At 70.4% G+C, this 23,218-nt stretch carries 18 protein-coding genes; 5 read left to right on the forward strand and 13 right to left on the reverse strand.

Annotated elements, in window-relative coordinates; all coding sequences use genetic code 11:
• Positions 1 to 145: 145 nt before the first annotated feature.
• Positions 146 to 1,429 (forward strand): MFS transporter, encoded by a 1,284-nt coding sequence (locus ACWD4G_RS36135; protein WP_451301197.1) that lies wholly within the window; start codon positions 146 to 148, stop codon positions 1,427 to 1,429.
• Positions 1,430 to 1,432: 3 nt separating this feature from the next.
• On the opposite strand, the gene ACWD4G_RS36140 is transcribed toward ACWD4G_RS36135, so the two are convergent.
• The 3 genes from ACWD4G_RS36140 to ACWD4G_RS36150 all read right to left on the reverse strand — a co-directional run bounded on the left by ACWD4G_RS36140 (position 1,433) and on the right by ACWD4G_RS36150 (position 5,744).
• Positions 1,433 to 1,951, reverse strand: coding sequence for a hypothetical protein (locus ACWD4G_RS36140; protein WP_451301199.1), 519 nt, complete (start codon positions 1,949 to 1,951; stop codon positions 1,433 to 1,435).
• Between the two features lie 77 nt (positions 1,952 to 2,028).
• Positions 2,029 to 4,707 (reverse strand): DUF6185 family protein, encoded by a 2,679-nt coding sequence (locus tag ACWD4G_RS36145; protein WP_451301201.1) that lies wholly within the window; start codon positions 4,705 to 4,707, stop codon positions 2,029 to 2,031.
• Between the two features lie 98 nt (positions 4,708 to 4,805).
• Positions 4,806 to 5,744, reverse strand: a complete 939-nt coding sequence (locus ACWD4G_RS36150; protein ID WP_451301203.1) for a nuclear transport factor 2 family protein — start codon at positions 5,742 to 5,744, stop codon at positions 4,806 to 4,808.
• A 147-nt stretch (positions 5,745 to 5,891) separates the two neighbouring features.
• Between ACWD4G_RS36150 and ACWD4G_RS36155 the strand changes: the two genes are divergently transcribed.
• Complete coding sequence (locus ACWD4G_RS36155; protein WP_451301205.1) at positions 5,892 to 6,884, forward strand: aldo/keto reductase; 993 nt, start codon at positions 5,892 to 5,894, stop codon at positions 6,882 to 6,884.
• A 157-nt stretch (positions 6,885 to 7,041) separates the two neighbouring features.
• On the opposite strand, the gene thpR is transcribed toward ACWD4G_RS36155, so the two are convergent.
• The 4 genes from thpR to ACWD4G_RS36175 all read right to left on the reverse strand — a co-directional run bounded on the left by thpR (position 7,042) and on the right by ACWD4G_RS36175 (position 10,768).
• Entirely contained in the window at positions 7,042 to 7,614 is a 573-nt protein-coding gene (thpR, locus tag ACWD4G_RS36160; RefSeq protein WP_451301207.1) for an RNA 2',3'-cyclic phosphodiesterase, read from the reverse strand.
• Positions 7,615 to 7,840: 226 nt separating this feature from the next.
• Entirely contained in the window at positions 7,841 to 9,118 is a 1,278-nt protein-coding gene (locus tag ACWD4G_RS36165) for an MFS transporter (RefSeq protein WP_451301209.1), read from the reverse strand.
• Between the two features lie 92 nt (positions 9,119 to 9,210).
• The gene (locus ACWD4G_RS36170; protein ID WP_451301211.1) at positions 9,211 to 9,402 is read right to left on the reverse strand and encodes a hypothetical protein; all 192 of its coding nucleotides are present in this window, start codon (positions 9,400 to 9,402) and stop codon (positions 9,211 to 9,213) included.
• A 928-nt stretch (positions 9,403 to 10,330) separates the two neighbouring features.
• On the reverse strand, positions 10,331 to 10,768 hold the full coding sequence (locus ACWD4G_RS36175) for a MarR family winged helix-turn-helix transcriptional regulator (protein WP_451301212.1): 438 nt from the start codon (positions 10,766 to 10,768) through the stop codon (positions 10,331 to 10,333).
• A gap of 143 nt (positions 10,769 to 10,911) precedes the next feature.
• Between ACWD4G_RS36175 and ACWD4G_RS36180 the strand changes: the two genes are divergently transcribed.
• Entirely contained in the window at positions 10,912 to 11,100 is a 189-nt protein-coding gene (locus ACWD4G_RS36180; protein ID WP_451301347.1) for a ribbon-helix-helix protein, CopG family, read from the forward strand.
• Between the two features lie 27 nt (positions 11,101 to 11,127).
• Here the strand turns inward: ACWD4G_RS36180 and ACWD4G_RS36185 are convergent, their stop codons facing one another.
• A complete protein-coding gene (locus ACWD4G_RS36185) occupies positions 11,128 to 12,558 on the reverse strand; it encodes an NCS2 family permease (RefSeq protein ID WP_451301214.1) in 1,431 nt (476 codons plus the stop codon).
• Positions 12,559 to 12,711: 153 nt separating this feature from the next.
• On the opposite strand from ACWD4G_RS36185, the gene ACWD4G_RS36190 reads away from it, so the two are divergent.
• Together ACWD4G_RS36190 and ACWD4G_RS36195 are read left to right on the forward strand one after the other, a co-directional pair.
• Complete coding sequence (locus tag ACWD4G_RS36190; RefSeq protein ID WP_451301216.1) at positions 12,712 to 13,008, forward strand: DUF2530 domain-containing protein; 297 nt, start codon at positions 12,712 to 12,714, stop codon at positions 13,006 to 13,008.
• Between the two features lie 157 nt (positions 13,009 to 13,165).
• Entirely contained in the window at positions 13,166 to 15,583 is a 2,418-nt protein-coding gene (locus ACWD4G_RS36195) for an HAD-IC family P-type ATPase (protein ID WP_451301218.1), read from the forward strand.
• Between the two features lie 34 nt (positions 15,584 to 15,617).
• Here the strand turns inward: ACWD4G_RS36195 and ACWD4G_RS36200 are convergent, their stop codons facing one another.
• The 5 genes from ACWD4G_RS36200 to ACWD4G_RS36220 all read right to left on the reverse strand — a co-directional run bounded on the left by ACWD4G_RS36200 (position 15,618) and on the right by ACWD4G_RS36220 (position 22,902).
• Complete coding sequence (locus tag ACWD4G_RS36200) at positions 15,618 to 16,367, reverse strand: calcium-binding protein (RefSeq protein WP_451301220.1); 750 nt, start codon at positions 16,365 to 16,367, stop codon at positions 15,618 to 15,620.
• A 105-nt stretch (positions 16,368 to 16,472) separates the two neighbouring features.
• On the reverse strand, positions 16,473 to 17,324 hold the full coding sequence (locus tag ACWD4G_RS36205) for a hypothetical protein (protein ID WP_451301222.1): 852 nt from the start codon (positions 17,322 to 17,324) through the stop codon (positions 16,473 to 16,475).
• 240 nt (positions 17,325 to 17,564) lie between these two features.
• Positions 17,565 to 18,344: a calcium-binding protein gene (locus tag ACWD4G_RS36210; RefSeq protein ID WP_451301224.1), complete on the reverse strand. Its 780-nt coding sequence runs from the start codon at positions 18,342 to 18,344 to the stop codon at positions 17,565 to 17,567.
• Between the two features lie 213 nt (positions 18,345 to 18,557).
• A complete protein-coding gene (locus ACWD4G_RS36215) occupies positions 18,558 to 21,689 on the reverse strand; it encodes a sacsin N-terminal ATP-binding-like domain-containing protein (RefSeq protein ID WP_451301226.1) in 3,132 nt (1,043 codons plus the stop codon).
• A 280-nt stretch (positions 21,690 to 21,969) separates the two neighbouring features.
• Entirely contained in the window at positions 21,970 to 22,902 is a 933-nt protein-coding gene (locus ACWD4G_RS36220) for a DUF3027 domain-containing protein (RefSeq protein ID WP_451301228.1), read from the reverse strand.
• Positions 22,903 to 23,218: the final 316 nt, after the last annotated feature.

The following is a 23,218-nucleotide window of genomic DNA, read 5'->3' on the forward strand; positions in this document are numbered from 1 at the left end:
ACGCCATCCAACCCCCGAGCAGTACGTCCGCCTGCGACGGACTGACACACCGGCCCGGCCCCGACCCACCCCCACACCCCAGGCGCCCCACCCGCTTGGATGGACCCGACCACACGGCAGGAACCCACAGACAACGGGGGCCGGAATGAGCAGCACACTGGGCCGAGAGTTCCGCTGGCTGTGGACGGCGTTCGCGGTCAGCACCGCCGGCACCTGGCTCGCCTTCGACGCCTTCCCCCTCATCGCCGTCCTGGTCCTCGACGCCACCCCCACCCAGGTCTCGGCCCTCGCCGCCACCGGCCTGGCGGTAGGCGCCGTCATGGCCGTACCCCTCGGCCCCTGGATGGAGTTCCGCCGCAAACGCCCGGTGATGATCACGATGGACCTCATCCGCTGCGCCGCCATCCTGACCATCCCCGCCGCCTACGCCCTGGACCTCCTCGGCTTCACCCAACTCCTCCTCGTAGCGGTCGTCATGGCCACCGCCGACCTCACCTTCAACGCGGCGAGCGGCGCGTACCTGAAATCCCTGGTCCCCCCGGACCACCTCCTCACCGCGAACGCCCGCTTCGAGGCCACCACGTGGACGGCCACGATGCTGGGCCCACCCCTCGGCGGCGCCGCGATCGGTGTCCTCGGCCCGATGACGACCCTGATCACCAACGCCGCCAGCTACGCCCTCTCGGCGGCGGGCATCCAGGCGATCGCCACCAAGGAGAAACACCCAACCGCCCCCACCGACCGCACCCACCCCACCACCCACACCCACCCGGCCAGCCGCCCCCACCGCACCCCCCTCCGCACCCCCCTCCACCCGGCCGACCTCCTGGAAGGCTGGCGCTTCCTCCTCCGCAGCCCCTCCCTACGCCCCCTCTTCCTCAACACGATCCTGGTCAACGGCCTGATCATGGCGACCTCCCCGTTGCTGCTCATCCTCATGGTCGACGACCTGGGCTTCGCCCCCTGGCAGTACGGCCTCGCCTTCGCGGTCCCCTGCGCCGGCGGTCTCATCGGCTCCCGCCTCTCCCGCCGGCTGGTCGCCCGCCACGGTCAGCGCAAGGTCCTGCTGATCGCGGGAACCCTCAGGGCGTGCTGGCCGCTGGGCCTGGCCTTCGTCCACCCCGGTACGCCCGGACTCCTCCTGGTCATGGCGGTGGAACTCGGCCTGATCACCTGCGCGGCGGTGTTCAACCCGGTGAGCGTCACCCACCGCCTCAACGAGACCCCACCGGACCGTACGGCCCGTACCCTCTCGGCCTGGTCGATCACCAGCAAACTCACCACGGCCGCCCTGACCGCCCTCTGGGGCCTCCTGGCCACAGCGACGGGCCCCCGCCGGGCGATAGCCCTGGCCGGCGCCCTCCTCCTGGCGACCCCGCTCCTCCTCCTACCCCACCGTCGCCCACTCCCCAGCCTCCAGAAAACCTGACCCTCACCCCTCCACCACACCGTCCCCCACCACACCGTCCCCCACGAGCCCGATCGCGGCGACGAACCCGGAGAACGTGGGCGCCACGACCCGCCACTCACACTCCACCGAGCTGCGGCCCCAGAAGTCGCTGCCCACGACGCGGGGGTCGGCCGGATCGGTGCGGTAGTCGAGCGCCAGGGCGACATCGTCACCGAGGTTGCGGTTGACCGCGATGAGGAACGCCTTCTCGACATCCAGCCAAGGCAGTTCCACGGGCCCGTCCGACTCACTGCCCCGCACCTCACGAAAAATCCCGGAGGGGCCGTCGTCGGCGAACAGGTCCATCGACCTGGACTCCCGCTCCATCTCCGCCAGACTCCCGCAGAAGTGCAGCGGGTCCTCGAACCAGGGAATCACCCGCCCCAACACCTCGTCCCCCGGATGCCTCCACCGCCCCTCCCGCACCAACTCCACCAACAAAGGCGGCACCACAAGCCCCCGCACCCTCACCACGCCCCCCATGCCCCCCATGCCCCCCATGCCCCCCACACCGTCCACGCCCTTCACACCCTCCACGCCCTCCACGCCCCACCCCTGCCGTATGTCCCTGTCGCATCTCAGTTCCCCGCCCCGTCATTCGAAGCCGGCGGCGCCTCCCCGCCCGACGGCACCGCGTCCGGCTCCGCGAAGAACTGCCAGATGGTGATGATCGCGATGAGCTGGCCGATGACGTAGGCGACCTGGAGGGAGTAGTACCGCATCTGGTAGATCGACAACAGCAGCCCCAACCGGCTCTGCCAGTACCGCCGTTCACCGGCGAAGGTGTCGAGGTCGAGGGCGATCGCGGTGACGGTGAGCACGAAAAGCATGGTCGACACGTACAGCGCCACGTTGGCCGAACTCTCGTGCAGCAGCCGGGCCAGCACGACATCGAGCCCCACGGGCAGCGCGAAGGCCACGGCGACGGGCAACGCCTTCACCGCACCCCGCCGCCCCGGCAGCACCCGCCACAGCGCGCCCAGCACGAACCCGGCGCCCGCGAAGGTGACCGTCCAGGAGACGAGTCCGGCCACCAGACCGGCGAAACCGAGCAGATCGGCGAGGGTGTTCTGCCACCCCTCGCCCCGAATCCACTGCGACCAGGTGTTGAGCACGGCCGCCGGAACCCCGGGCACGAGCGCGAAACGCGCCCCGCGCACCCCGTTGCCCCACCACCCGTCCCTCGGCCCGAGCGCCAGCACGGCGTCGACGACGGACACATTCGCGGGCAACCGGTCGGGCGCGGCCCCCGGCACGCTGTTCACCCGCCACTCGTGCAGCCGGTTCAACCGCCGCTCCAGGGCGTCCCGTCGGGGCGGCACATCCCCGAAGAGCCCCTGATCGAGCCGCCGTAGCTCGGCATGGATCTCCCGGTACGTCCGCGCCTTGTCCAACAGCCGCCGACGGGCGTCCGGGCCGACCACCGTGGCCAGCGGCCGCCTCGATATCTCGAACAGCTGGGCCAGCACGGAACGTTGGGCGAAGAGCGCCGTGACCCCGTACAGCGCCCCCGTGTACATGAAGATCCACAGGAATTCGAGCAGCGCGTTGTCCACATGATTCTGCGGGTCCAGGCCGACGGCGAGCGGGAAGAAGCCGAGCAGCAGCAGCCGGTCCGCCGGGTCGTGGAGCGGGGTGAGGGCGGCGGGGTTGTGTCCGAGGCGGAGTACGGCGATCAGGGCCAGGCTGGTCAGCCACCAGCCCTGTTCGACGAGCAGCCAGTCGACGATGTACGAGACGGACCACGCGGCCTCGGCGAGAAGGTCCTGCCGGTGCTCCTCCCCGTACTCGTGGTGCGCCGGGTTCATCAGCCAGGCGGCCTGCCCCCAGTTGCGTTCCTCGACGAGGGCGAAGCACACGGCCATGGCCAGGGTGACGGCGAGTACCGTCGGCCCGGCGATGCTCAGCCGCAGCCGCCGTTCCCGGCCGGGCGGGCGACGGCTCGGCGGCAGCAGCCGTCCATCGGCCGCGAGCCGCCAGGCCACCGCGACGAACGCGAACAGCAGCAGCGCCACGAGGCAGGAGGAACCGAGGGCCTGCAGAGCGAGCTGGACCTCCAGATCGACGTACGGTCCCGCCGGCCGGACCGCCACCGGGACCGAGCCCGGCTTCAGATCGACCGCCAATGCGGCCAGGAACGACACCGCCCACGTCAGCCCCAACCCGGCGACCAGCCATCGCGCGGACCTCGGCGGCCGGGCGAAGGAGAGCAACAGCCAGACGCACAGCAGACCGCAGCCGTGCTCGACGACCGGGAAGAGGATGTCCAGCGGCAGGTCCTCCTCCGTGTACAGCGCGAACGCCTCGACGAGACCGTCGGTGACGGCGAGCGCGCAGAGGCCGCAGACCGCGAGGACCCACCACCGCAGATTGGCCAGCGCGCGCCGGGCGTCGGGCGGCGTACCCGGTCGTCGGCGGTACCGCCGGACCGCCGCCAGCACCAGCCCGCCGAAGACGACGACCCAGAGCAGCACACCGAGGGAGTCCACTCCCACGAAGGCGACGTCGCCGCTCCACGCCGCCCAGGCCCGGGGCCAGGGCGGCCGGACCACCACGGCCACCGCGAGCCCCGCGGGCACCCCGTACGCCGTCCACTCCTCCTGGTCCACCCGGCCGGGCCGCCACACCAGCGCCGTGGCCCCTTCGCCCGCGCGGGGTTCGAGTTCCACGCTCTCGGCGCCGGGCCGCCCGGGGTCCACGGTGATCTCGTCCCACCAGGCGCCCGACAGCGCCTCCGGCGGCACGAGCCGCACCGTCCACTCGCCCCGGCCGGTGTGCCAGACCTGCCACGGCCCCACGTCGATGGGGCCCCGGTAGTAGTCGACCCAGCCGTACGTCTCGTCGACGACACGGACCCTGCCGCCCTCGCTGGTGACGACGGGCTTCCGGGGCCGCCGATCCGACCAGCGGGGGTCGTACCGGTCGGCCCCGGTGAGACAGGCCATCGCCGCCCCGTACCGCCTGCTGCCCTCACCGAGCAGCAGATCCCGGGCCGACGACCACGTCCCCGGCACCTCCACCGTCAGCTCGCTCACGACCTTGGTGTACGTCGTGTCGTCGTGCTCCAACCGCACCGAGGCGCGCACCTCGGCCCCCGCCAACTCCGCGGCGCGGCAGCCGTCCTGAGCCACCCGCGAGGGCACCTCTCTGGTCACCACGCCCCTGGTCATCACGCCCGTGATCACCGCACCCGTGATCGTCACACCCGTCAGGCAGACCACCACACCCAGCACCCACGCGACCGCACGTCTTCTCACCGGACACGTCCCCCCGACCGGAATCCTCAGATCCCCGCGGCCCCACCCCGGACCCCGTGTCTCCATTCATGACCAGCGACGCGCCGATGGGAACCCGGTCAGAACATCGTGTTGTCGTTCGCCGAAGTCTCCGGTACGTCCTGGATGACGTCCCAGTGCTCGACGATCCTCCCGTCGCGCACCCGGAACAGATCGAGGATGGCCTGACCGCGCTCGCCCGGCGCGTTGACGTAGTGGCTGTGAACGGCGACCAGGTCCCCCTCCGCGATGACCCGCTTGCGCTCCACGGAGAGCTGCGGGAACTGCTCGAAGTACGCCCCCAGCCCGGCCTTCACGCCCTCCACCCCGTTGGGGATGTTCGGGTTGTGCTGCTGGTACTCGGGCCCCCAGTACGTGTCGATCGCCGACAGGTCCTTCCGCACGAGCAACCGGTCGAACGCCTTGGTGACCAGCTTCTGGTGGTACGAGGTCAGCCAGGCCGGCCCCGGCCGGTTCGTACGCGGTGAAGTGACCGTCGAGAACATGTCGTTGCCGTTCGCGGTGGACTCGGGCACGTTCTGCGCCACGTCCCAGTGCTCGGCGATCCGGCCGCCCTGGAAGCGGAAGATGTCGACGACGGCGGAGCCCCGACTGCCGGGTGTCAGCACGACGTTGGAGTGGACCAGCACCAGGTCCCCCTGCGAGATGACCCGCTTGACGTCGTACTTCAGGTCCGGGAACTGCTCCGCCATCGCCCCCGCGAGCCCCTTCAGCGTCTCCGCCCCGTCGGGCGCGAGCGGGTTGTGCTGGATGTAGTCGGGCCGTACGTAACGGTCGACGACGCCGGTGTCCCCGTCCTCGAACACGCCCTTGAGCACCCGCACGGCGACGGACTTCTGGTAGCCGAGGCGCGCGCCGTCCCCGTACGAGACATGTGCGGTGGCGCCCGGTGTCGCCGCGACGGCCGGTACGACGGCGACGGTCGACGTCAGCGCGACGGCCGCGAGGGCGGAGAGGCCGGCGACAAGGGCCCGGCGGGCAGGCGTGGTGGGGGTCACGATCGCTCCCATGCGGTGGCAATGAACTTGAAGTCTCAACAGATAGCTTTCCAAAGGAAAGCACTAACCCCCAGTTAGCGTCAAGATCGGGATCGCCGACCGAGGCTCCTTGCCTAGAGCCCACTCCACGCCCTTGGCTAAGGAGTCATGAAGTACACACAGCTCGGACGCACGGGACTCAAGGTCAGTCGGATCGTTCTCGGGACGATGAACTTCGGTCCGCAGACGGACGAAGCGGACAGCCACGCGATCATGGACGCGGCGCTGGACGCGGGCATCAACTTCTTCGACACGGCGAACGTCTACGGCTGGGGCGAGAACAAGGGCCGCACCGAGACGATCATCGGCAACTGGTTCGCGAAGGGCGGCGACCGCCGCGACAAGGTCGTCCTCGCCACCAAGGTCTACGGCAACATGGGCGCGGACGGCGCCGCCTGGCCCAACCACGACAAGCTGTCGGCGGCGAACATCCGGCGTGCCGTGGACGCCTCACTCAAGCGGCTCCGGACCGACCACATCGACCTCTACCAGTTCCACCACATCGACCGGGACACCCCGTTCGACGAGATCTGGCAGGCGATCGACGTCCTCGTCCAGCAGGGCAAGATCCTCTACGCCGGCTCCTCCAACTTCCCCGGCTACAAGATCGCCCAGGCCAACGAGACCGCCGCCCGTCGCGGCGGCACCATCGGCCTGGTCAGCGAGCAGTGCCTCTACAACCTCTACGAGCGCCGCGCCGAGATGGAGGTCATCCCGGCCGCGCGGGAGTACGGCCTCGGCGTCATCCCCTGGTCACCGCTGCACGGCGGAATGCTCGGCGGTGTCCTCAAGAAGGAGGTCCAGGGCAGCCGCCGCGCCTCCGGCCGGGCCGCGGGCGCCTTGGCCGACCCAGCCGTACGCGCCCAGGTCCAGTCGTACGAGGACCTGATCGACAAGCACGCCCTGGAGCCCGGCGAGGTGGCCTTGGCCTGGCTGCTGACCCGCCCCGGCGTCACCGGCCCCATCGTCGGCCCGCGCACCGCCGAACAGCTCGACTCCGCTCTCCGCGCGGCCGAACTGGAGCTGTCCGACGAGCTGTTGACGGCCCTGGACGAGATCTTCCCGGGCCCCGGCCCGTCCCCGGAGGCCTTCGCCTGGTAGCGGCCCGGGACGGGCGCCACAGCCACCCGGCGCCTCGCGGCGGCCCTCTGTCGGCCCGCTACTTACCGAGGGCCGCCGCGACAGCGACAACGCCGAACATCAGCACGAGCACACCGGCCATGATCCGGTTACGGGTCTTCGGGTCCACCCAAAGAGCCTAACCGGCGTCCCCGAGCCCCCACCGCTCGACCACCTCGTACCGGGGCTGCTCCCCCGGCACCCCGGACACGGGCAGATTGCTGCGCACGAGGGCGAGCTCGGAAACGACCCAGGTACGCCCCGCGAACGCGCCCAGCGCATCGACCTGGCCCCGCACATCGCGCTCCCCCCGGCTCCGGGCCAGCGTCAGATGGGGCCGGTACCGCCGGTACTCCCCCATGTCGACCCCGGCCTTCCGCCCCGCGGCCTCGGCCCGCCCGGCAAGCAGCCGCAACGCCGCCACATCCCCCTCGACCCCCACCCAGAGGGCCCGCCCCCGCCCGAACTGTCCCCCGCCCCGCAAGGCCAACGAGAACCCCGGCCCCCGCCGCGCGGCCTTGGCGAGCCGCCGCGACAGCTCGGAGACGACGTCGTCACCGACCTCACCGTAGAACGCGAGCGTGAAGTGCCACCCCTCGGCCTCGGTCCACCGCAACCGCTCCCCGCCCGGCCGCCCCTTCAACTCCCCGACCACCGCGGCGAGTTCATCCACGACATCAGCGGGCGGCAACACGGCGGCGAAGAGTCTCATAGGGCCACTGTCTCAACACCGACCGACTGCAGCGAAGGCTCGGGGGAAGGGCTCTTGATTGAGGGGCGGAGCCCCGAAAGAAAGGGGCGCGGGGCTGTAATCAATATGCGGCTCCGCCGCGCGGGCGCGATCAACCCCAACCAACCCGCACCCGCCCCACAACCCACCCAGGCACCCCGGAAGGCGCCCACGCACCCCCAAACAGAACCCGCTCCGCGGAAAACCGCTACGCGGAAACCACCCGTCTCTCCTCCCCCCGCCCCTCCGAAACGACCTTCACCCGCGGATGCCCCCGCTCCCACCCCACGGACAACCGCACCCCACCCGCTCTCACCAGCACCAACCCCACAGTGATCGCGGCCACCGCGGAAACAGCGCCCCCGGCGACAAACCCCACCCGGGGCCCATACGCATCGGTCACCCACCCGGCGACCGGCGCTCCCAGCGGCGTACCCCCGAGGAACACCATCATGTACAGGGCCATCACCCGCCCCCGCATCACAGGATCGGTCCCCATCTGAATCGCCGTGTTGGTGGTGACGTTCACCGTCAGCCCGAACATCCCGATCGGCACCATGAGCGCCGCGAAGATCCAGTACGCCGGCGCCAGCGCGGCGACGATCTCCAGCACCCCGAAAGCCGCCGCCCCGGCGATCAGCACCCGCAGCCGAGCCGTCCCCCGCCGCGCGGCGAGAAGCGCTCCGGACACCGACCCGACCGCCATGAGCGTGTTGAAGAGGCTGTACGACCCGGCCCCGGAGTGGAACACATCGTCCGCGTACGCCGACAGCCAGACGGGGAAGTTGAAGCCGAACGTGCCGATGAAGCCGACGAGCACGATGGGCCAGAGCAGTTCGGGGCGCCCGGCGACATAGCGCAGCCCCTCCCGCAGCTGGCCCTTCTTGCGCGGCGCGCGCCGGGCGGGGTGCAGGTCACGGGCCCGCATCAGCAGCAGACCGGTGATGGGGGCGACGAAGGACAGCCCGTTGTAGAGGAACGCCCAGCCCGTGCCGACGGTCGTGATCAGTACACCGGCGACGGCGGGACCGACGAGCCGGGCCGACTGGAAGTTCGCCGAGTTGAGGCTGACCGCGTTCTGGAGGTGCTCGGGGCCGACCATCTCGGCGACGAACGACTGCCGGGCCGGATTGTCGACGACGGTCGCCATACCGACGGCGAACGCGGCGACGTACACATGCCAGACATGCACATGCCCGGAGAGGGTGAGCACGGCGAGCGTCAGCGCGGTCACGGCCATGGAGGTCTGCGTCAGGAACAGCAGCCGCCGCTTCGGGAACCGGTCGACGAGCACCCCGCCGTACAGCCCGAAGAACATCATCGGCACGAACTGCAGGGCCATGGTCACACCGACGGCCGTGGACGACCCGGTCAGGCTCAGCACCAGCCAGTCCTGGGCGATCCGCTGCATCCAGGTGCCGACGTTCGACACGACCTGCCCGACGAAGAACAGCCGATAGTTCCTGACCCGAAGGGACCGAAACATGGAGGCCCGCTTACGAGCCCCGCCGGCCCCTTCGAGAACGGCCCCCACCCCCTCGACGGGTCCGGAACCGGGGCCCTGTACCGGGCCGGAATTCACAGCGACACCCGAGCCAATGCTCGCGCCGGATTCAACGGCGGCATGGGAACCAACGTGAGCGCCGGATTCAACGGCGGCATGGGAATCAACGTGAGCGCCGGATTCAACAGCGGCACCAGAACCAGTGCCGGCGCGGGATTCAGCAGCGGCACCGGAATCAACATCAGCGCCGGATTCAACAGCGGCACCGGAGTCCGTCGGCACCTCGGCCGACGCCGTGCGGCACGCGACAGACGCGGCACGCGACCCGGCGGCCACGGTCCCCGGCCCAGCAGGCGCGGCACGCGACCCGGCCGACGCGGCCCCGAACCCGGCCGACGCGGTACGCGACCCGGCGGGCGCGGCCTCCGGCCCAGCAGACCCCGTACGCGACCCGGCGGGCGCGGCCCCCGGCCTAGCGGGCGCGGCCCCAGACCCGGCCGACGCGGTACGCAACCCGGCGGACGCGGCCCCAGACCCAGCAGACCCTGTACGCGCCGCGGCCGACGCGGCCCCAGACCCAGCCCCCGGCCCAGCGGGCGCGGCCCCCGACCCAGCAGACTCCGTACGCGCCCCGGCCGACGCGGTCCCCGGCCCGACAGACGCCGCACGTGCCCCGGCCGACCCGATCCCCGGCCCGGCGGGCCCGGCGGGCGCGCCCCCCGGCGCAGTCGTCGCGCCCCCGGGCGCAGTCGTCGCCGTGCCGTTCGTATCCGGTGGTGCTTCCCTGACGCCCGGATGGGCGCGGGGCTCGTGGGTGGGCGTAGGTGCGGGGGCGGACGCTGCTCCGGGTCCCGTACTCAAAGGGGTTCGCCTCCTTGCGTCACACGCGTGAACGTCCTGCGGTTGCGTAAGCCTCACTACTCCTGTTCTGTCTGCTGATCCGGGGCCCTGCCCATGCCCGCTCGGCCACGGCGCACGGGCTGTACGACGGGGCGTACCGGCGTCCGTTCCGGCGCATCCGCCGCGTCCGGCGCTTCCGGGCCGCTCAGCGGTCCTGGCCGCAACCGGCGACCCCGCTCACACCGGGCGCATCCGGCGCCTCCAGGGGGCGCCCACCGCACTCACCGGCCCGGCCCACGCCCGCCCCGCGGCCTCCCCCGAGCGCCTGCGACCACCCCGGTCGCTCCCACCCGCTCAGAGATGCGCGAGCTTCTCCAGCACCGGCGCCGCCACCCGCAGTGTCTCCCACTCCTCCTCGTCGAGCCCTTCGACGAGATGCGTGAGGAACGCGTTGCGCTTGCGACGGCTCTCTTCGAGCATCGCCTCGGCCTGCTCCGTCTGGGTGACCACCTTCTGCCGCCGGTCCTCGGGGTGCGGTTCCAGCCGCACCAGCCCCTTGCTCTCCAGCAGCGCCACGATGCGGGTCATCGACGGCGGCTGCACATGCTCCTTGCGGGCCAGCTCACCCGGGGTGGCGGTGCCACAGCGGGCGAGGGTGCCGAGGACCGACATCTCGGTCGGGCTCAGCGATTCGTCGACCCGCTGGTGCTTGAGCCGACGGGACAGTCGCATCACGGCGGACCGCAGAGCGTTCACGGCGGCCTCGTCGTCGCCACGATTCAGGTCAGGCATGTTCTTTAGCGTAACTCATTACTCTCGCTAAAGACCACCGGAACTCCACAACCGCCCACGTGAGCCCCGCCACGCCTCTCATCACTCATACGAGTGACTAATACGCAGAACGTGACACAGCGACCGCCCGCACCCCCACCCTGATACCCATGGGGACCACTGTGCTCAGCCTGCGGATAGACGGAGAACTGCTGGACCGCCTCCGGGACCACGCGGCGAAAAGGGGAATGAGCGTCCAGGACTATGTGGTCCGGACGCTCATTCGCGACGACTTCGACCAGCGCTTCCAGAACGCGGTCGAGGAGACGGAGAAGTTCTACGGGGTCACGTGAGACCCGAAGGACCACGCGAGTCGGCGGCTACGTCAGACCCAGCGCCGGCATCAGGTAGTAGAAGGCGAACACCGCCGCCACCACATACATCGCGACCGGCACCTCGCGGCCCCGCCCGGCGGTGAGGCGCAGTACGGCGAAGGTGATGAAGCCCATGCCGATGCCGTTGGTGATGGAGTAGGTGAACGGCATCATCACCATCGTCACGAAGGCGGGGATCGCGATCGTGTGGTCGGCCCAGTCGATCTCGCGGACGGAGCCCGCGAGGATCAGAAAGCCGACCGCGAGCAGCGCCGGGGTGGCCGCCTGCGACGGCACCATCGTGGCGACCGGCGTGAGGAACAGCGCGACGGCGAACAGCGCGCCCGTGACGACGTTCGCGAACCCGGTACGGGCGCCCTCGCCGACCCCGGCCGTGGACTCGACGAAGCAGGTCGTGGCCGAGGAGGAGCTGGCGCCACCGGCGGCGACGGCGATGCCGTCGACGAAGAGGACCTTGTTGATGCCGGGCATCTGACCGTCGGCGTCGGTCAGCTTGGCCTCGTCGCCGACGCCCATGATCGTGCCCATCGCGTCGAAGAAGCACGACAGCAGCACGGTGAAGACGAAGAGAACACCGGTCAGCAGCCCCACCTCGGCGAAGCCGCCGAAGAGACTCACCTCGCCGATCAGCCCGAAGTCCGGGGTGGCGACCGGATTGCCGGGCCACTTCGGTGTCGTCAGCCCCCAGGACCCCGCCGGCAGCTCGGCGATCGCCTCGACCACGACCGCGAGCAGCGTCATGGCGACGATCGAGATCAGAATCGCCCCCGGCACCTTGCGCACGATCAGCGCCAGCGTCAGCAGCGCACCGAGGACGAAGACGAGCACCGGCCACCCGTTCAGATGGCCGGCCATGCCCAGTTGCAGCGGCACGGTCGTCCCGGCGGCGTCCGGAATCCGGGTGACGAAGCCCGAATCGACCAGCCCGATCAGCATGATGAACAGCCCGATACCGATCGAGATGCCCTTGCGCAAACCCAGCGGGACGGCGTTCATCACCCGCTCCCGCAGCCCCGTCGCCACCAGCAGCATCACGATGAACCCGGCGAGCACCACCATGCCCATCGCGTCCGGCCACGACATACGCGGCGCGAGCTGCAGCGCGACCACCGTGTTGACGCCCAGCCCGGCCGCCAGGGCGATCGGCACATTGCCGATGACACCCATCAGCAGCGTCGTGAACGCGGCCGTGATCGCCGTGGCCGTCACCAGCTGGCCGTAGTCCAGCTGATGCCCGTACATGTCCTTCGCGCTGCTCAGGATGATCGGATTGAGAACGATGATGTACGCCATCGCGAAGAACGTGGCGAAGCCGCCGCGGATCTCACGAGACAGGGTGCTGCCCCGTTCCGTGATCCGGAAGTAGCGGTCGACGGCGCTGGGCGCGGAGACCTTGGCGGGAGCCGAGGTGGGCATGCGGGGAACCTCATCCCCAACAGTCCCCCCGGACGCTGTTGGAGTTTTCTACGAACAGAAGTGGTCAAATCAAAAACCGTTTCAGTATGAACGTATGCCGCCCGGAAACACCATCTCCGCGCGTAGACCCCTGGGCCTCGTAAGCTGTGCCCCATGGTGAAGTGGACCCCCAAGCACGAGGCACCGGAGCCCCTGGAAGGCCCCGTGGTGCCGGTCATCATCGGCGGCACGATCCTCTGGTTCACACTCTTCCTCGCCCAGATCCCGTTCTACGGCTGGTACGCCGACCACGGCCACACCTGGTGGCTCTGGACCTGCCTGGCCGGAACGGCCCTGGGCTGCCTGGGCATCCACTTGGTGAAGAAGCGGGACAAGGCCATCAAGCAGCACGCGGCGCGGCAGGCAGCCGACGAGGAGGCCGACTTGGAGTCCGACGCGACACCGGGCTGAAATCAAGCCCGTCCGGCGATTGAGGACGAGCCCGTAGGGCGATGGGGGTCCGGGGGCGCAGCCCCCGGAGGTTCACCGCACTCGGGGGTGCCCTGATCCCACCGGTGATGCGCACCCCCGGCGACACCGCGCCCAAAACCCCCGTACCGTCAAATCCATGACGCACATCGACGCGGGCGCCGGCCTCGACCCTGTGCACCCCTCCCCCGCCCCACCCCCGTACGCGAGGACAGCCACAGGGCGAGCCCTGGGTCTCACGGCGGCCGAGGTCGCCGAACGCGTGGCGCGCGGCGAGGTCAACGACGTCCCCGTCCGCAGCAGCCGCTCCACGGTCGACATCGTCCGCGCGAACGTCTTCACCCGGTTCAACGCGATCATCGGCGTCCTCTGGCTGATCATGCTGGCCGTCGCCCCCATCCAGGACAGCCTGTTCGGCTTCGTCATCCTGGCCAACACGGGCATCGGCATCATCCAGGAGTGGCGGGCCAAGAAGACCCTGGACTCCCTCGCCCTGATCGGCGAGGTCCGCCCGACCGTACGGCGGGACGGTGTGGCCGCCGAGGTCGGCACCTCGGAGATCGTCCTCGGGGATCTGATCGAGATCGGCCCCGGCGACAAGATCGTCGTGGACGGCGAGTGCGTAGAGGTCGACGGTCTGGAGATCGACGAGTCCCTGCTCACCGGCGAGGCCGACCCGGTGCTGAAGCAGCCCGGCGACCTGGTGATGTCCGGCAGTTTCGTGGTCGCGGGCGGCGGCGCCTTCACCGCCACGAAGGTCGGCCGGGAGGCCTACGCCGCCCAACTGGCGGAAGAGGCGTCCCGCTTCACGCTCGTCCACTCGGAACTCCGCTCGGGCATCTCCACGATCCTCAAGTACGTGACGTGGATGATGATCCCGACCGCGATCGGTCTGATCATCAGCCAACTGGTGGTGAAGGAGAACGACCTGCGGGACTCCATCGCCCGCACGGCCGGCGGCATCGTCCCCATGGTCCCGGAGGGCCTGGTCCTGCTCACCTCGGTCGCCTTCGCGATCGGCGTGATCCGCCTCGGCCGGCAGCAGTGCCTGGTGCAGGAACTGCCGGCCATCGAGGGCCTCGCCCGCGTCGACACGGTCTGCCTGGACAAGACGGGCACCCTCACCGAGGGCGGCATGGACGTCACCGAGCTGCGCGCCCTCGACGGCAACGACGAGTCGTACGTACGCAAAGTGCTCGGCGCCCTCGGCGAGTCCGACCCCCGCCCGAACGCCTCCCTGAAGGCCATCATCGACGCCTACCCCGACCACGACGACTGGCGCTGCACCGAGTCCCTCCCCTTCTCCTCGGCCCGCAAGTACAGCGGCGCCTCCTTCAGCGAGGGCGACGGCGAGTCGAGCACCTGGCTGCTGGGCGCCCCCGATGTCCTCCTCCCCGACGACGACCCGGCCCTCACCGAGACCGAACGCCTGAACGAGGAGGGGCTACGGGTCCTGCTGCTGGCCCGGGTCGCCCATGAGCTGGACGATCCGGAGGTCACCCGCGACGCGAAGCCCACCGCCCTGGTCGTCCTCGAACAACGGCTGCGCCCGGACGCCTCCGACACCCTGCGCTACTTCGAGGAGCAGAACGTACGGGCCAAGGTCATCTCCGGCGACAACGCGGTGTCCGTAGGAGCGGTCGCCGGAAAACTGGGCCTCACCGGCAAGGTGATCGACGCCCGCCGTCTCCCCGCCAAGCGCGACGAGATGGCGACGGCCCTCGACTCCGGCACCGTCTTCGGCCGCGTCACCCCGCAGCAGAAGCGGAACATGGTCGGCGCCCTCCAGTCGCACGGCCACACGGTCGCGATGACGGGCGACGGCGTGAACGACGTCCTGGCGCTGAAGGACGCGGACATCGGGGTGTCGATGGGCTCGGGTTCGGAGGCCACCCGTGCCGTCGCCCAGATCGTCCTCCTCAACAACAGCTTCGCCACGCTTCCGTCGGTGGTGGCCGAGGGGCGCCGGGTGATCGGCAACATCACCCGCGTCGCCACGCTGTTCCTGGTCAAGACGGTCTACTCGGTGCTGCTGGCCATCCTGGTGGTCTGCTCGCAGGTCGAGTACCCCTTCCTCCCCCGCCATCTGACCCTGCTGTCCACCCTCACGATCGGCGTCCCGGCCTTCTTCCTGGCCCTGGCCCCCAACAAGGAGCGCGCGAAACCCCACTTCGTACGCCGGGTCATGCGCTACGCGATCCCGGGCGGCGTCCTGGCCGCCGTGGCCACCTTCGCCACCTACCTGATCGCCCGCCACCACTACACCGGCGAAGGGGCGCTGAGCGCGGAGACCAGCGTGGCCACCCTGACCCTCTTCCTGATCTCCATGTGGGTCCTTGCGATCATCGCCCGCCCCTACACCTGGTGGCGCCTCGGCCTGGTCGCCGCCATGGGCGCCTGCTTCCTGCTCGTCCTCGTCGTCCCCTGGCTCCAGGACTTCTTCGCCCTGCGCCTGGTCGGTACGACGATGCCGTGGACGGCGGTCGCCATCGCGGCGGGGGCGGCGGCGGTCCTGGAGTTCCTGTGGAAGTGGGTGGACCGCCGCTTCCCGGCGTAGAAAGCGACTCTCGCGGGGCTACCTCACCGCCGGACTACTTCACATCGACGTAGTCGCCCGCCGCCTTGGCGCCGGAGTTGGTGGAGTCGCCGCCGTAGGTCCAGCGCCAGTAACCGTCGGCGGTGGCCTTGGCCGTGGTCTTCAGGGCGCCGGTGGAGGACGACTTGACGGTCTTGACGTCCTTGTAGGTGGACGTGCCCTTCTTCTTGAACTGGAGCTTCACCCAGCGGCCCGCGTACGGGACGGTCCTCTCGACGTACCAGTCCGCGTGGGTCAGCTTCCCGGAGACGGTGAGCTGGGCGTTCTTCTTCACCGGCTCCGGGGTGGCGTTGACGGTGAGTTTGGCGAGGCGTCGGACACGGAAGCTGTCGGCCTTGCCGTAATAGTGCCAGTCGCCGTCGTTCGCGGTCACCGTGGGCTGGACGAACCAGGTGCCGGCCGCCTCGTTGAGCAGCAGATCGCTCTTCTGGTCCACCGTGAATCCGCCGGTGCAGGTCTTGGTGGTCGCGTTGACGGCGGTGCAGCTCACCCCTCGGTCGGGGGACAGGGAGACCGTGCCCGGATTCCCTATGTGCAGGGTCATCGACTCGATACCCGAGTCGTCCTGAGCGGTGACCGACACATGGAAGGTCTTGGAACCCCCGACCCCGATGGCGAAGTCACCGCCTCCGCCGACGACGACATCGGTGATCACGATGTCACCGTCGGCGTGAGCGGACGGTACGGCGAGGGCACACAGGCCGAGGGCACCGGACAGGGCGACGGACAGAGATCGCATACGCATGCCGCGAAGCCTGACAGCGAAGTGTCCGAAGTGGTCGCCCCGCCCGGGGAGTTACGTAAGGAATTGCGTACTCTCACCGACAACCGGCCGCGATTGGCGAGGGGACTACTTCACGTCGACCCAGTCACCCGCGGCCTTGGCCGAGGCGGTCGTCGACGTGCCCGCGAAGGTGAAGCGCCAGTAACCGTCGTACGCGGCGGTGGCGGTGGCCTTCACATTGCCGTACGCGTCGGAGTACACGGTCTTGACCGTGGTGTACGTGCTGGTGCCGGCCTTCTTGAACTGCAGCTTCACCGGCTGCTTGGCGAAGCCCTTGTAGGTGTGGCTCTGCCAGTCGGCGCGGGTCAGCTTGCCGGTGGTGGTGATGGTCCTGCCCTTGGTGACCGGCTCGGGACCGGCGTTGGCCGACAGGAAGGCGTTGCGGAGGATGGCGGTGGAGGCGAGGTCGCCCTGCTCCTTGTAGCCGACCTTGCTGAGGTCCATGGTGCTGCCGGACGGGTCCTGGCCGTTGAACGCGGTGGCGTCGGCGCCCGCCTTCCAGGTGCCGGCCTGCGAGTTGAGGAGGTCACCGCTGCCCGGGCGGATCTCGATGGTGCCCTTGCAGGTCTCCGTGGTGGCGGAGGTGGTGGTGCAGGTGGCGAAATCGTCGCCGTAGAGCTGCGGGGTGCTGTCGTCGCCGAAGGTGCCTCGGTAGAGGAAGGGCTCGGTGTAGAAGTCCGACGCGGTGACGTCGACGGAGGAGTCATGGGTCAGCGTGTAGCTGACGGCGGTGTGGACCGTCCCGCCGACTCCGACCCTGATCGACTTGGCGATCTTGAAGTTCGAGAAGCTGACCTTCAGTGTGTACGGCGTTCCGCTGGTCGTGGCCGAGTCGGCGGCCTGCGCGGCCGGGGCGAGGACAGCGGAGGTGCAGGCCAGGGCGCCGGCGAGGGCGGCCACGGTGGCTCTTGTGCGCATATGTTCCCCAAGTGGAGAAGAGTGATCTCAGGGGCCGATGGGCCCGCATGATCAGAACACGCATGCGGAGCCGTGAGTACCGTCTTTCGGAACCTTTGGGGCCCGTCTTACGAAATCCACGTACACCTTATGAATTTCTCAACTCACCGAAAGGGCGCCGGACCCGGAGATTCCCGGACCCGACGCCCCTGCCGACTGTGCTCGGCTCGACCGAACTGGACCGGCCTCGGCCTCGGCGGCTTACTTCACGTCGATGAAGTCGCCCGCGGCGTTCGAGGGCGCCGTGGCCGCGGTGCCCGCGAAGACATAACGGTAGGAACCGTCGACGCCCGCCTTGACGGTGGTGGACAGGGCGCCCGTGGAGGACGACTTGATGGTCTTCACCGTCTTGTAGGAGGTGCCGTTCTTCGCCTTGAACTGCAGCTGCACCGACTGGCCGCCGAAGCCGCCGTTCTTGCCGGTGTCCCAGTTGGCGCGGGTCAGCTTGCTGGTGACGGTGATGGTCTTGCCCTTGGCCACCGGCTCCGGGGAGGCGTCGGTGGCGGCGAGCTGGCTGGCGCGCAGCAGCTTGAAGGACCTGGCGTTGTCCTTCTGCACGTAGTTGTTGTCCTTGGCCTGGGCGATCAGCCAGGTCTTCCAGGTACCGGCGACCTTGTTGATGGCGTTGCCGGTGGCGTCGAAGGTGAAGTCCGCCGAGCAGGTCGACTTGGTGGACGACACCTTCTTGCAGGTGAACGGGTCCTTGCTGGGCAGCGCGGCACTGTCCGCGGACTCGATGTCCTTGCCGTGGAACAGATACCCCGTGGCCATCTTCACGCCGGAGTTGTCCGTGACCGTGAAGGAGAGCTTGACCGTCTTCTTGGCCGTCGAGCCGAGGACGATGGCCTTGCCTCCGTTGACGGAGACGTTGGAGACGGAGATGTTGCCGTACTTGTCATCGGCCGACGCGGCCGGAGCGACGACGGCGGTCAGAGCCAGGGCACCGGTGATGGCGGCACCCAGAGCAACACGCTTGCGCAATGTTTTCCCCACGTTGAAGGGGACCCACGGACGACATTGGCATTCCGATTGGCATTCCGTGGGGCCCAAGTGTCTGGTGAGTCAGCTGACTCACCAGACACGACACGGGACGCGCGGGAAGGGTTGTACGAGTTGTGAACGAGTTTTGCGAATGTCGCGCAGATCACAACCGGAGGGTTTGAACGGCAGTCGACCGTTCCCGCGCGCGCCCTCTCAGTCGAACCAGCGGTCGCGGGCCAACTCCTCCGTCCGTGACGGGTCCTCCAGCAGCGCGGCCACCTCGAAGCGCCGGGGCCACTGACCGGCCGCCCAGGCGAGCCCGGCGGCGACGCCCTCCAGGGTGGCGGCGTGCAGCACCCCGTCCCGGGTCCGGCGCCAGTCCAACTCGACCCCGTCCACGACGAGTTCCTCGTGCTCGACGTACGTCTCCGGCGTGCTCGGCCCCAGCAGCACCCGTACCGACTCCGGCACCTCGTGCTCGGTGCCCTCGGAGTCCACCTCGCCGGTCACCGACTCGCTCAGCCGCCGCACCTGGAACAGCTCCGCCAACTCGGCGGCCCGGGACGGCCGTACGGGCAGCAGCGGCATCCCGGAGGTGAACGGAAGCAAATCCGGCGAGTCGACGACCACGGCGTCGGCCGCGTCCACCACCGTGACCTCGCCGTCCACCACGGCCCGCAACTCGTCCGGCAGGGTCACCTGTTCGGGGTCCAGCTCGGCCAACGCCCCGTACAGCCCGTGCAGTTGGGCGGCGCCCACGGAACGCTCCGGGTCGGCCAGCCGGTCCAGCAGCTCCGCCGCCCCGCCCGGCTCGTCCAGCAGCGCCGCCACCGAGGTCCGCACCCCGAGCGCCCGCAGCACCTGCTCGTCGTCGAACCCGGAGGCGTCGGCCTCCTCGTAGAGCCCCCGCAGCAGCGGATCGCCGCCGGCCGCGAGCAGCCCCGCCGGCCGCCGCCCGTCCAGCACCGGGTGGCCGCGCAACCACCAGGCGGTGTAGGGCCGTACGACCTCATGCGTACCGTCGGGCAGGAGCAGCCGCACGGGCTGTACCAGCGCGTCCCGCAACGGCGGTTGCGCGAGCAATGCCAGGGCCTGCGGCCAGCGGTCCTCGTCGACCAGATCCAGATCCCGTACGGCGACGATCTCGGTGGCGACGGGCGGCACCGGGCTGTCCGGGAAACGGTCGAGGATGTCCTCGCACCACACGTCCACGGCATCCAGCAGCCCGGCGTCGTCTGGCTCGGCGAAGTCCGAGTCGCGCGGCTCCAGTTCATCGGGGTCGAGGACGACATCCGTGGCGCGTACGAGGGCGAAGTTGGCGAGCACCCCACACGCGGCCAGCGGCCGCTCACCCCAGCGCTCGGCCAAATCGGCGTCGACGAAGGCGAGTTCGTCCTCGCTCATGATCCGGGCGAACGGGCTGCCGGGGAGGACGAGTTCACCGGCGGGGGCCGGTTCGCCGTCCTCGTCGGGGAGGGCGAGGGCGCCGAGCCAGGGTTCGTCACCGGGTTCGAGCCCGGCGTCGCGGACCAGGGTGAGGACCAGATCGGCCAGCTCCTCCGTGTCCGGCGCGTCCTCGTCCCAGCCGAGGGCCCCCTCGTCGTCGAGGGAGGCGGCGACGGCGGCCCGCACCTGCGGGGTCGTCAGCACGGCCCGAGGTGTGGCGGGCAGCGCACCCAGCTTCTCCAGCAACGGATGCGCCGCGTCCGGATGGGCCACCTTCAGCCCGAGCCGGGCCAGCGTCTCGGGCGAGGACTGCGATCCATCGGCGGTCGGCAGCAGGATCTGCCGGGGCCCGATGGTCGTCCGCCCGTCGGCCAGCGGCACGGGCAGCCCCGACAGCCGATCGGGATCGACCCCGGCGAGGCTGTCGTAGAGCCGCCGCCACCACGCGGGGTCCTTCTCCAGCCCGGCCAGCCGATCGATCGCGTCCCCCAACGGCAGCCGCGCGACCCCCAACGTCCGCAACTCCACCCGCCGTTCGAGCCCGGCGGGCAGCAGACTGGGCAGCACATCGGCGAGCACCCGTACGGTGTCCGCCCCCGCCCCCTCGACGACCTCGGCGTCACGCGGGCGCAATGCCTCCGGCAGCTCGTCCTCATCCCCGTCGGCCTTGGGCACAACGGCGCGCGGCAGAAAGGCGGTCCGGGGCAACCGCTCAAGGATCGCCTGCCGCAGGGCCCCGTCCAGCTCGCCCTTCCCCAACGGCCCGGGCACGAGATCGATGATCCCCTCCCCGACCGGCTCCCAGCCGGCCAGCAGCTCGGCATAGGCGTCGGCGGCCCGCCGCACCAGGAAGTCGGTCAGCGGCCCGGACGCGGCGTGCCGCCGGGTGGTGTCCAGGGGGAAGGAGGCGATGAGCAGAGCCGGTACACCGAGGGCCTCGTCACTCGGGGTCGGCGCGTGCACGACAGGGCTGGTACGGGGCCGGACGGGCGCCCCGTCGTCCCCGCTGGGCACGGCCCAGGTCACCGACCAGTGCGGCCGCAGCCGCTCCTCGACGGGCCGATCGGCGAGCAGCGCGGCTTCGAGGACCCCGTTCGCGGACGCCGTACGCCACCGAGTGGTCCCGTCCCGGCTGTCCTCGACGACGACGTATGCCCCCTCACCGCGCCGCCACAAGGTCCGGGTGGCCCGCTCCCCGTTCTCGATGACGACCTCATCGAGCCCCGGCAGCGCGAGCAGCAACGCGTCGTCGACGCCCTCCAGCAACCGCTCGGTGAGATCGACGGCGGCGGAGTCCCTGAGCGGCAGGATGACGACGGTGTCGTACGACTCCGGGGCGGTCCCCTCGGCCGCGAACGGCAGCCGCAGCAACGGCACATGACCGTCCCGCCGCCGGATCTCGTCCCCGAGCCCGGGGCTGTGCCGGGCGGTCTCGCCGGCCAGCATCCGGGCCTCGGCGAGGGACCACCGAATCCCCCCGTGCCGCCCGACGACAGCGGGCTCATCGGTCACGGCGAGCACGGCGGCGAACCCGACCCCGAACCGCCCGACCGCGACCTCCTGACTGTCCCGCTTCGCGGAGGCGCGGAGGGTGGAGAGGGACTCCACACCGGCGGCGTCGAGGGGGGCGCCGGTGTTGGCGGCGACGAGAACACCGTCCCGAAGGGTGAGCCGCAGCCGCCCCGGCACCTTGGCGCGGGCGGCGGCATCGGCGGCGTTCTGCGCCAGCTCGACGACGAGCCGGTCCCGGTACCCGCCGAGGACGAGATCCTCCTCGGCGTTGGCGTCCTCACGGAACCGCGCCGGACTGGTCGCCCAGGCGTCCAGCACTCCGCGCCGCAGCCGCGCCGTCCCGAACGGATCGGCCCCCTCGGCCGCCGGCCGCACGAACTTGCTCACGGTCCACTCTCCTCCTGCGATTGCGCCCCGCATGGCCGCCGCAAGAAGGTACCGCGCACGGGGGACACGACCGCACTACGGCCGGACCCCTGCCTGAGGGGCGAAGCCGCAAATGTCAGGGCCCCGCGCCCCTAAAGCTCGGGGCTGCGCCCCGCGCTTTTGATCGGCCCGGAGGGCCGTCAAGGGGCGCGGGGAACTGCGCGACCAGCCCCCACGAACCGGCAGTCGCCAAACAACAGCAACCACCCGAGCTATAAGGCGCCCGGCACCCCAGCGGAGCTCAAGAGTGTCCCAACTCCGCCTCGCCCTCCGCCTCCTCCGCCGAGACGGACACCGACCCGGAATCCGCCGCCGGCCGCAACGGAAAAAGATCAACCTTGGTCTCGTCGAGCCGCGGCGGAGCCGGCTGCGGCGGCTTCGGCATGACCGCCGCCTCCGAATGCCCCCCACACCCGTACGTCAACGACACGACCCGCCCGTCCGCCGGAGCGAACTCGTTCGCGCACACCCCGAAGGCCTGCCCGAGCGACCCCCCGATCGGCACGAGGAACCCACAGCTCACACATGAGGCGGGGGCGGCCTGAGCCATCGCGGTCTTCGCCCCGAACCCCTCCTCCCACCGGTCGGCGGCCGTGTGCAGCCCGTACCGGGACAGCACACGGGCCCGCCGCATCCCCAGTTCCTCGGCGACGGCGGAGATCGACCCGCGGCTGGGCGCGAGCGGCAGATTCGCCGGCACCCCCTGGGTGACATCGGCGTCCTCGGCCTCGACCAGCTCGGCCATGTCGTGCGAGACGGCGGAGTTCGGCAACGGCTCGTCCTCGCCGGAGAACCCGGGCTCCAGCCGCAGATCCTCGGCGTCGGTGGGCAGCAGATCGCCCGGCCCCATGTCCCCGGGCCGCAGCCGCTCGCTCCACGGCACCCACTCCGGCGCGAGCAGCGCGTCCGGACCGGGCAGCAGGACGACCTCGTCCAGCGTGACGAACTTCGCGCGGGAGGCGCGGGCGACGGTCACGGCCCAGCGCCAGCCCCGGTAGCCGAGTTCCTTGCACTCGAAGAAGTGGGTGACAACACGGTCGCCCTCGGAGACGAGCCCGGCGTGCTCGCCGACCACACCGGGTGCGGCGGCCTCCTCGGCGGCGGAGCGGGCGAGGTCGACGGCCTCGGCGCACAGACGGTCGGGGGTGCGGCTTCGCGTTGTCGCTGCGCTCACAGGTATCGCTTCTCTCCTACGCCGTCTCACGAGTGCGCCTGCCTCGGCGGGGGCTGCGGACGGAGCGGCTGGGGGTACCTCTCAGGCCTTGGGGCACTGGGGGAGGGCCGCGTCGACGTCCGTGCCCGATCGCGCTCGGGCGCACCTATGTCACCCATTCTGCGGGATGAACGTCAGGCGCGCGGCCGAGAACAACCGCCGCGGGCGCGTTATGCACGCTACCTTCTCGATGGCTCTACGCCCACACCGACGTCCACGGTTCCGCTGCGCTGGGCTTCGGCGGGGAGGGGTTCCCGGGGGCCACTGGGCGCCCCCA

This window comes from Streptomyces sp. NPDC002643 (genome assembly GCF_053592555.1).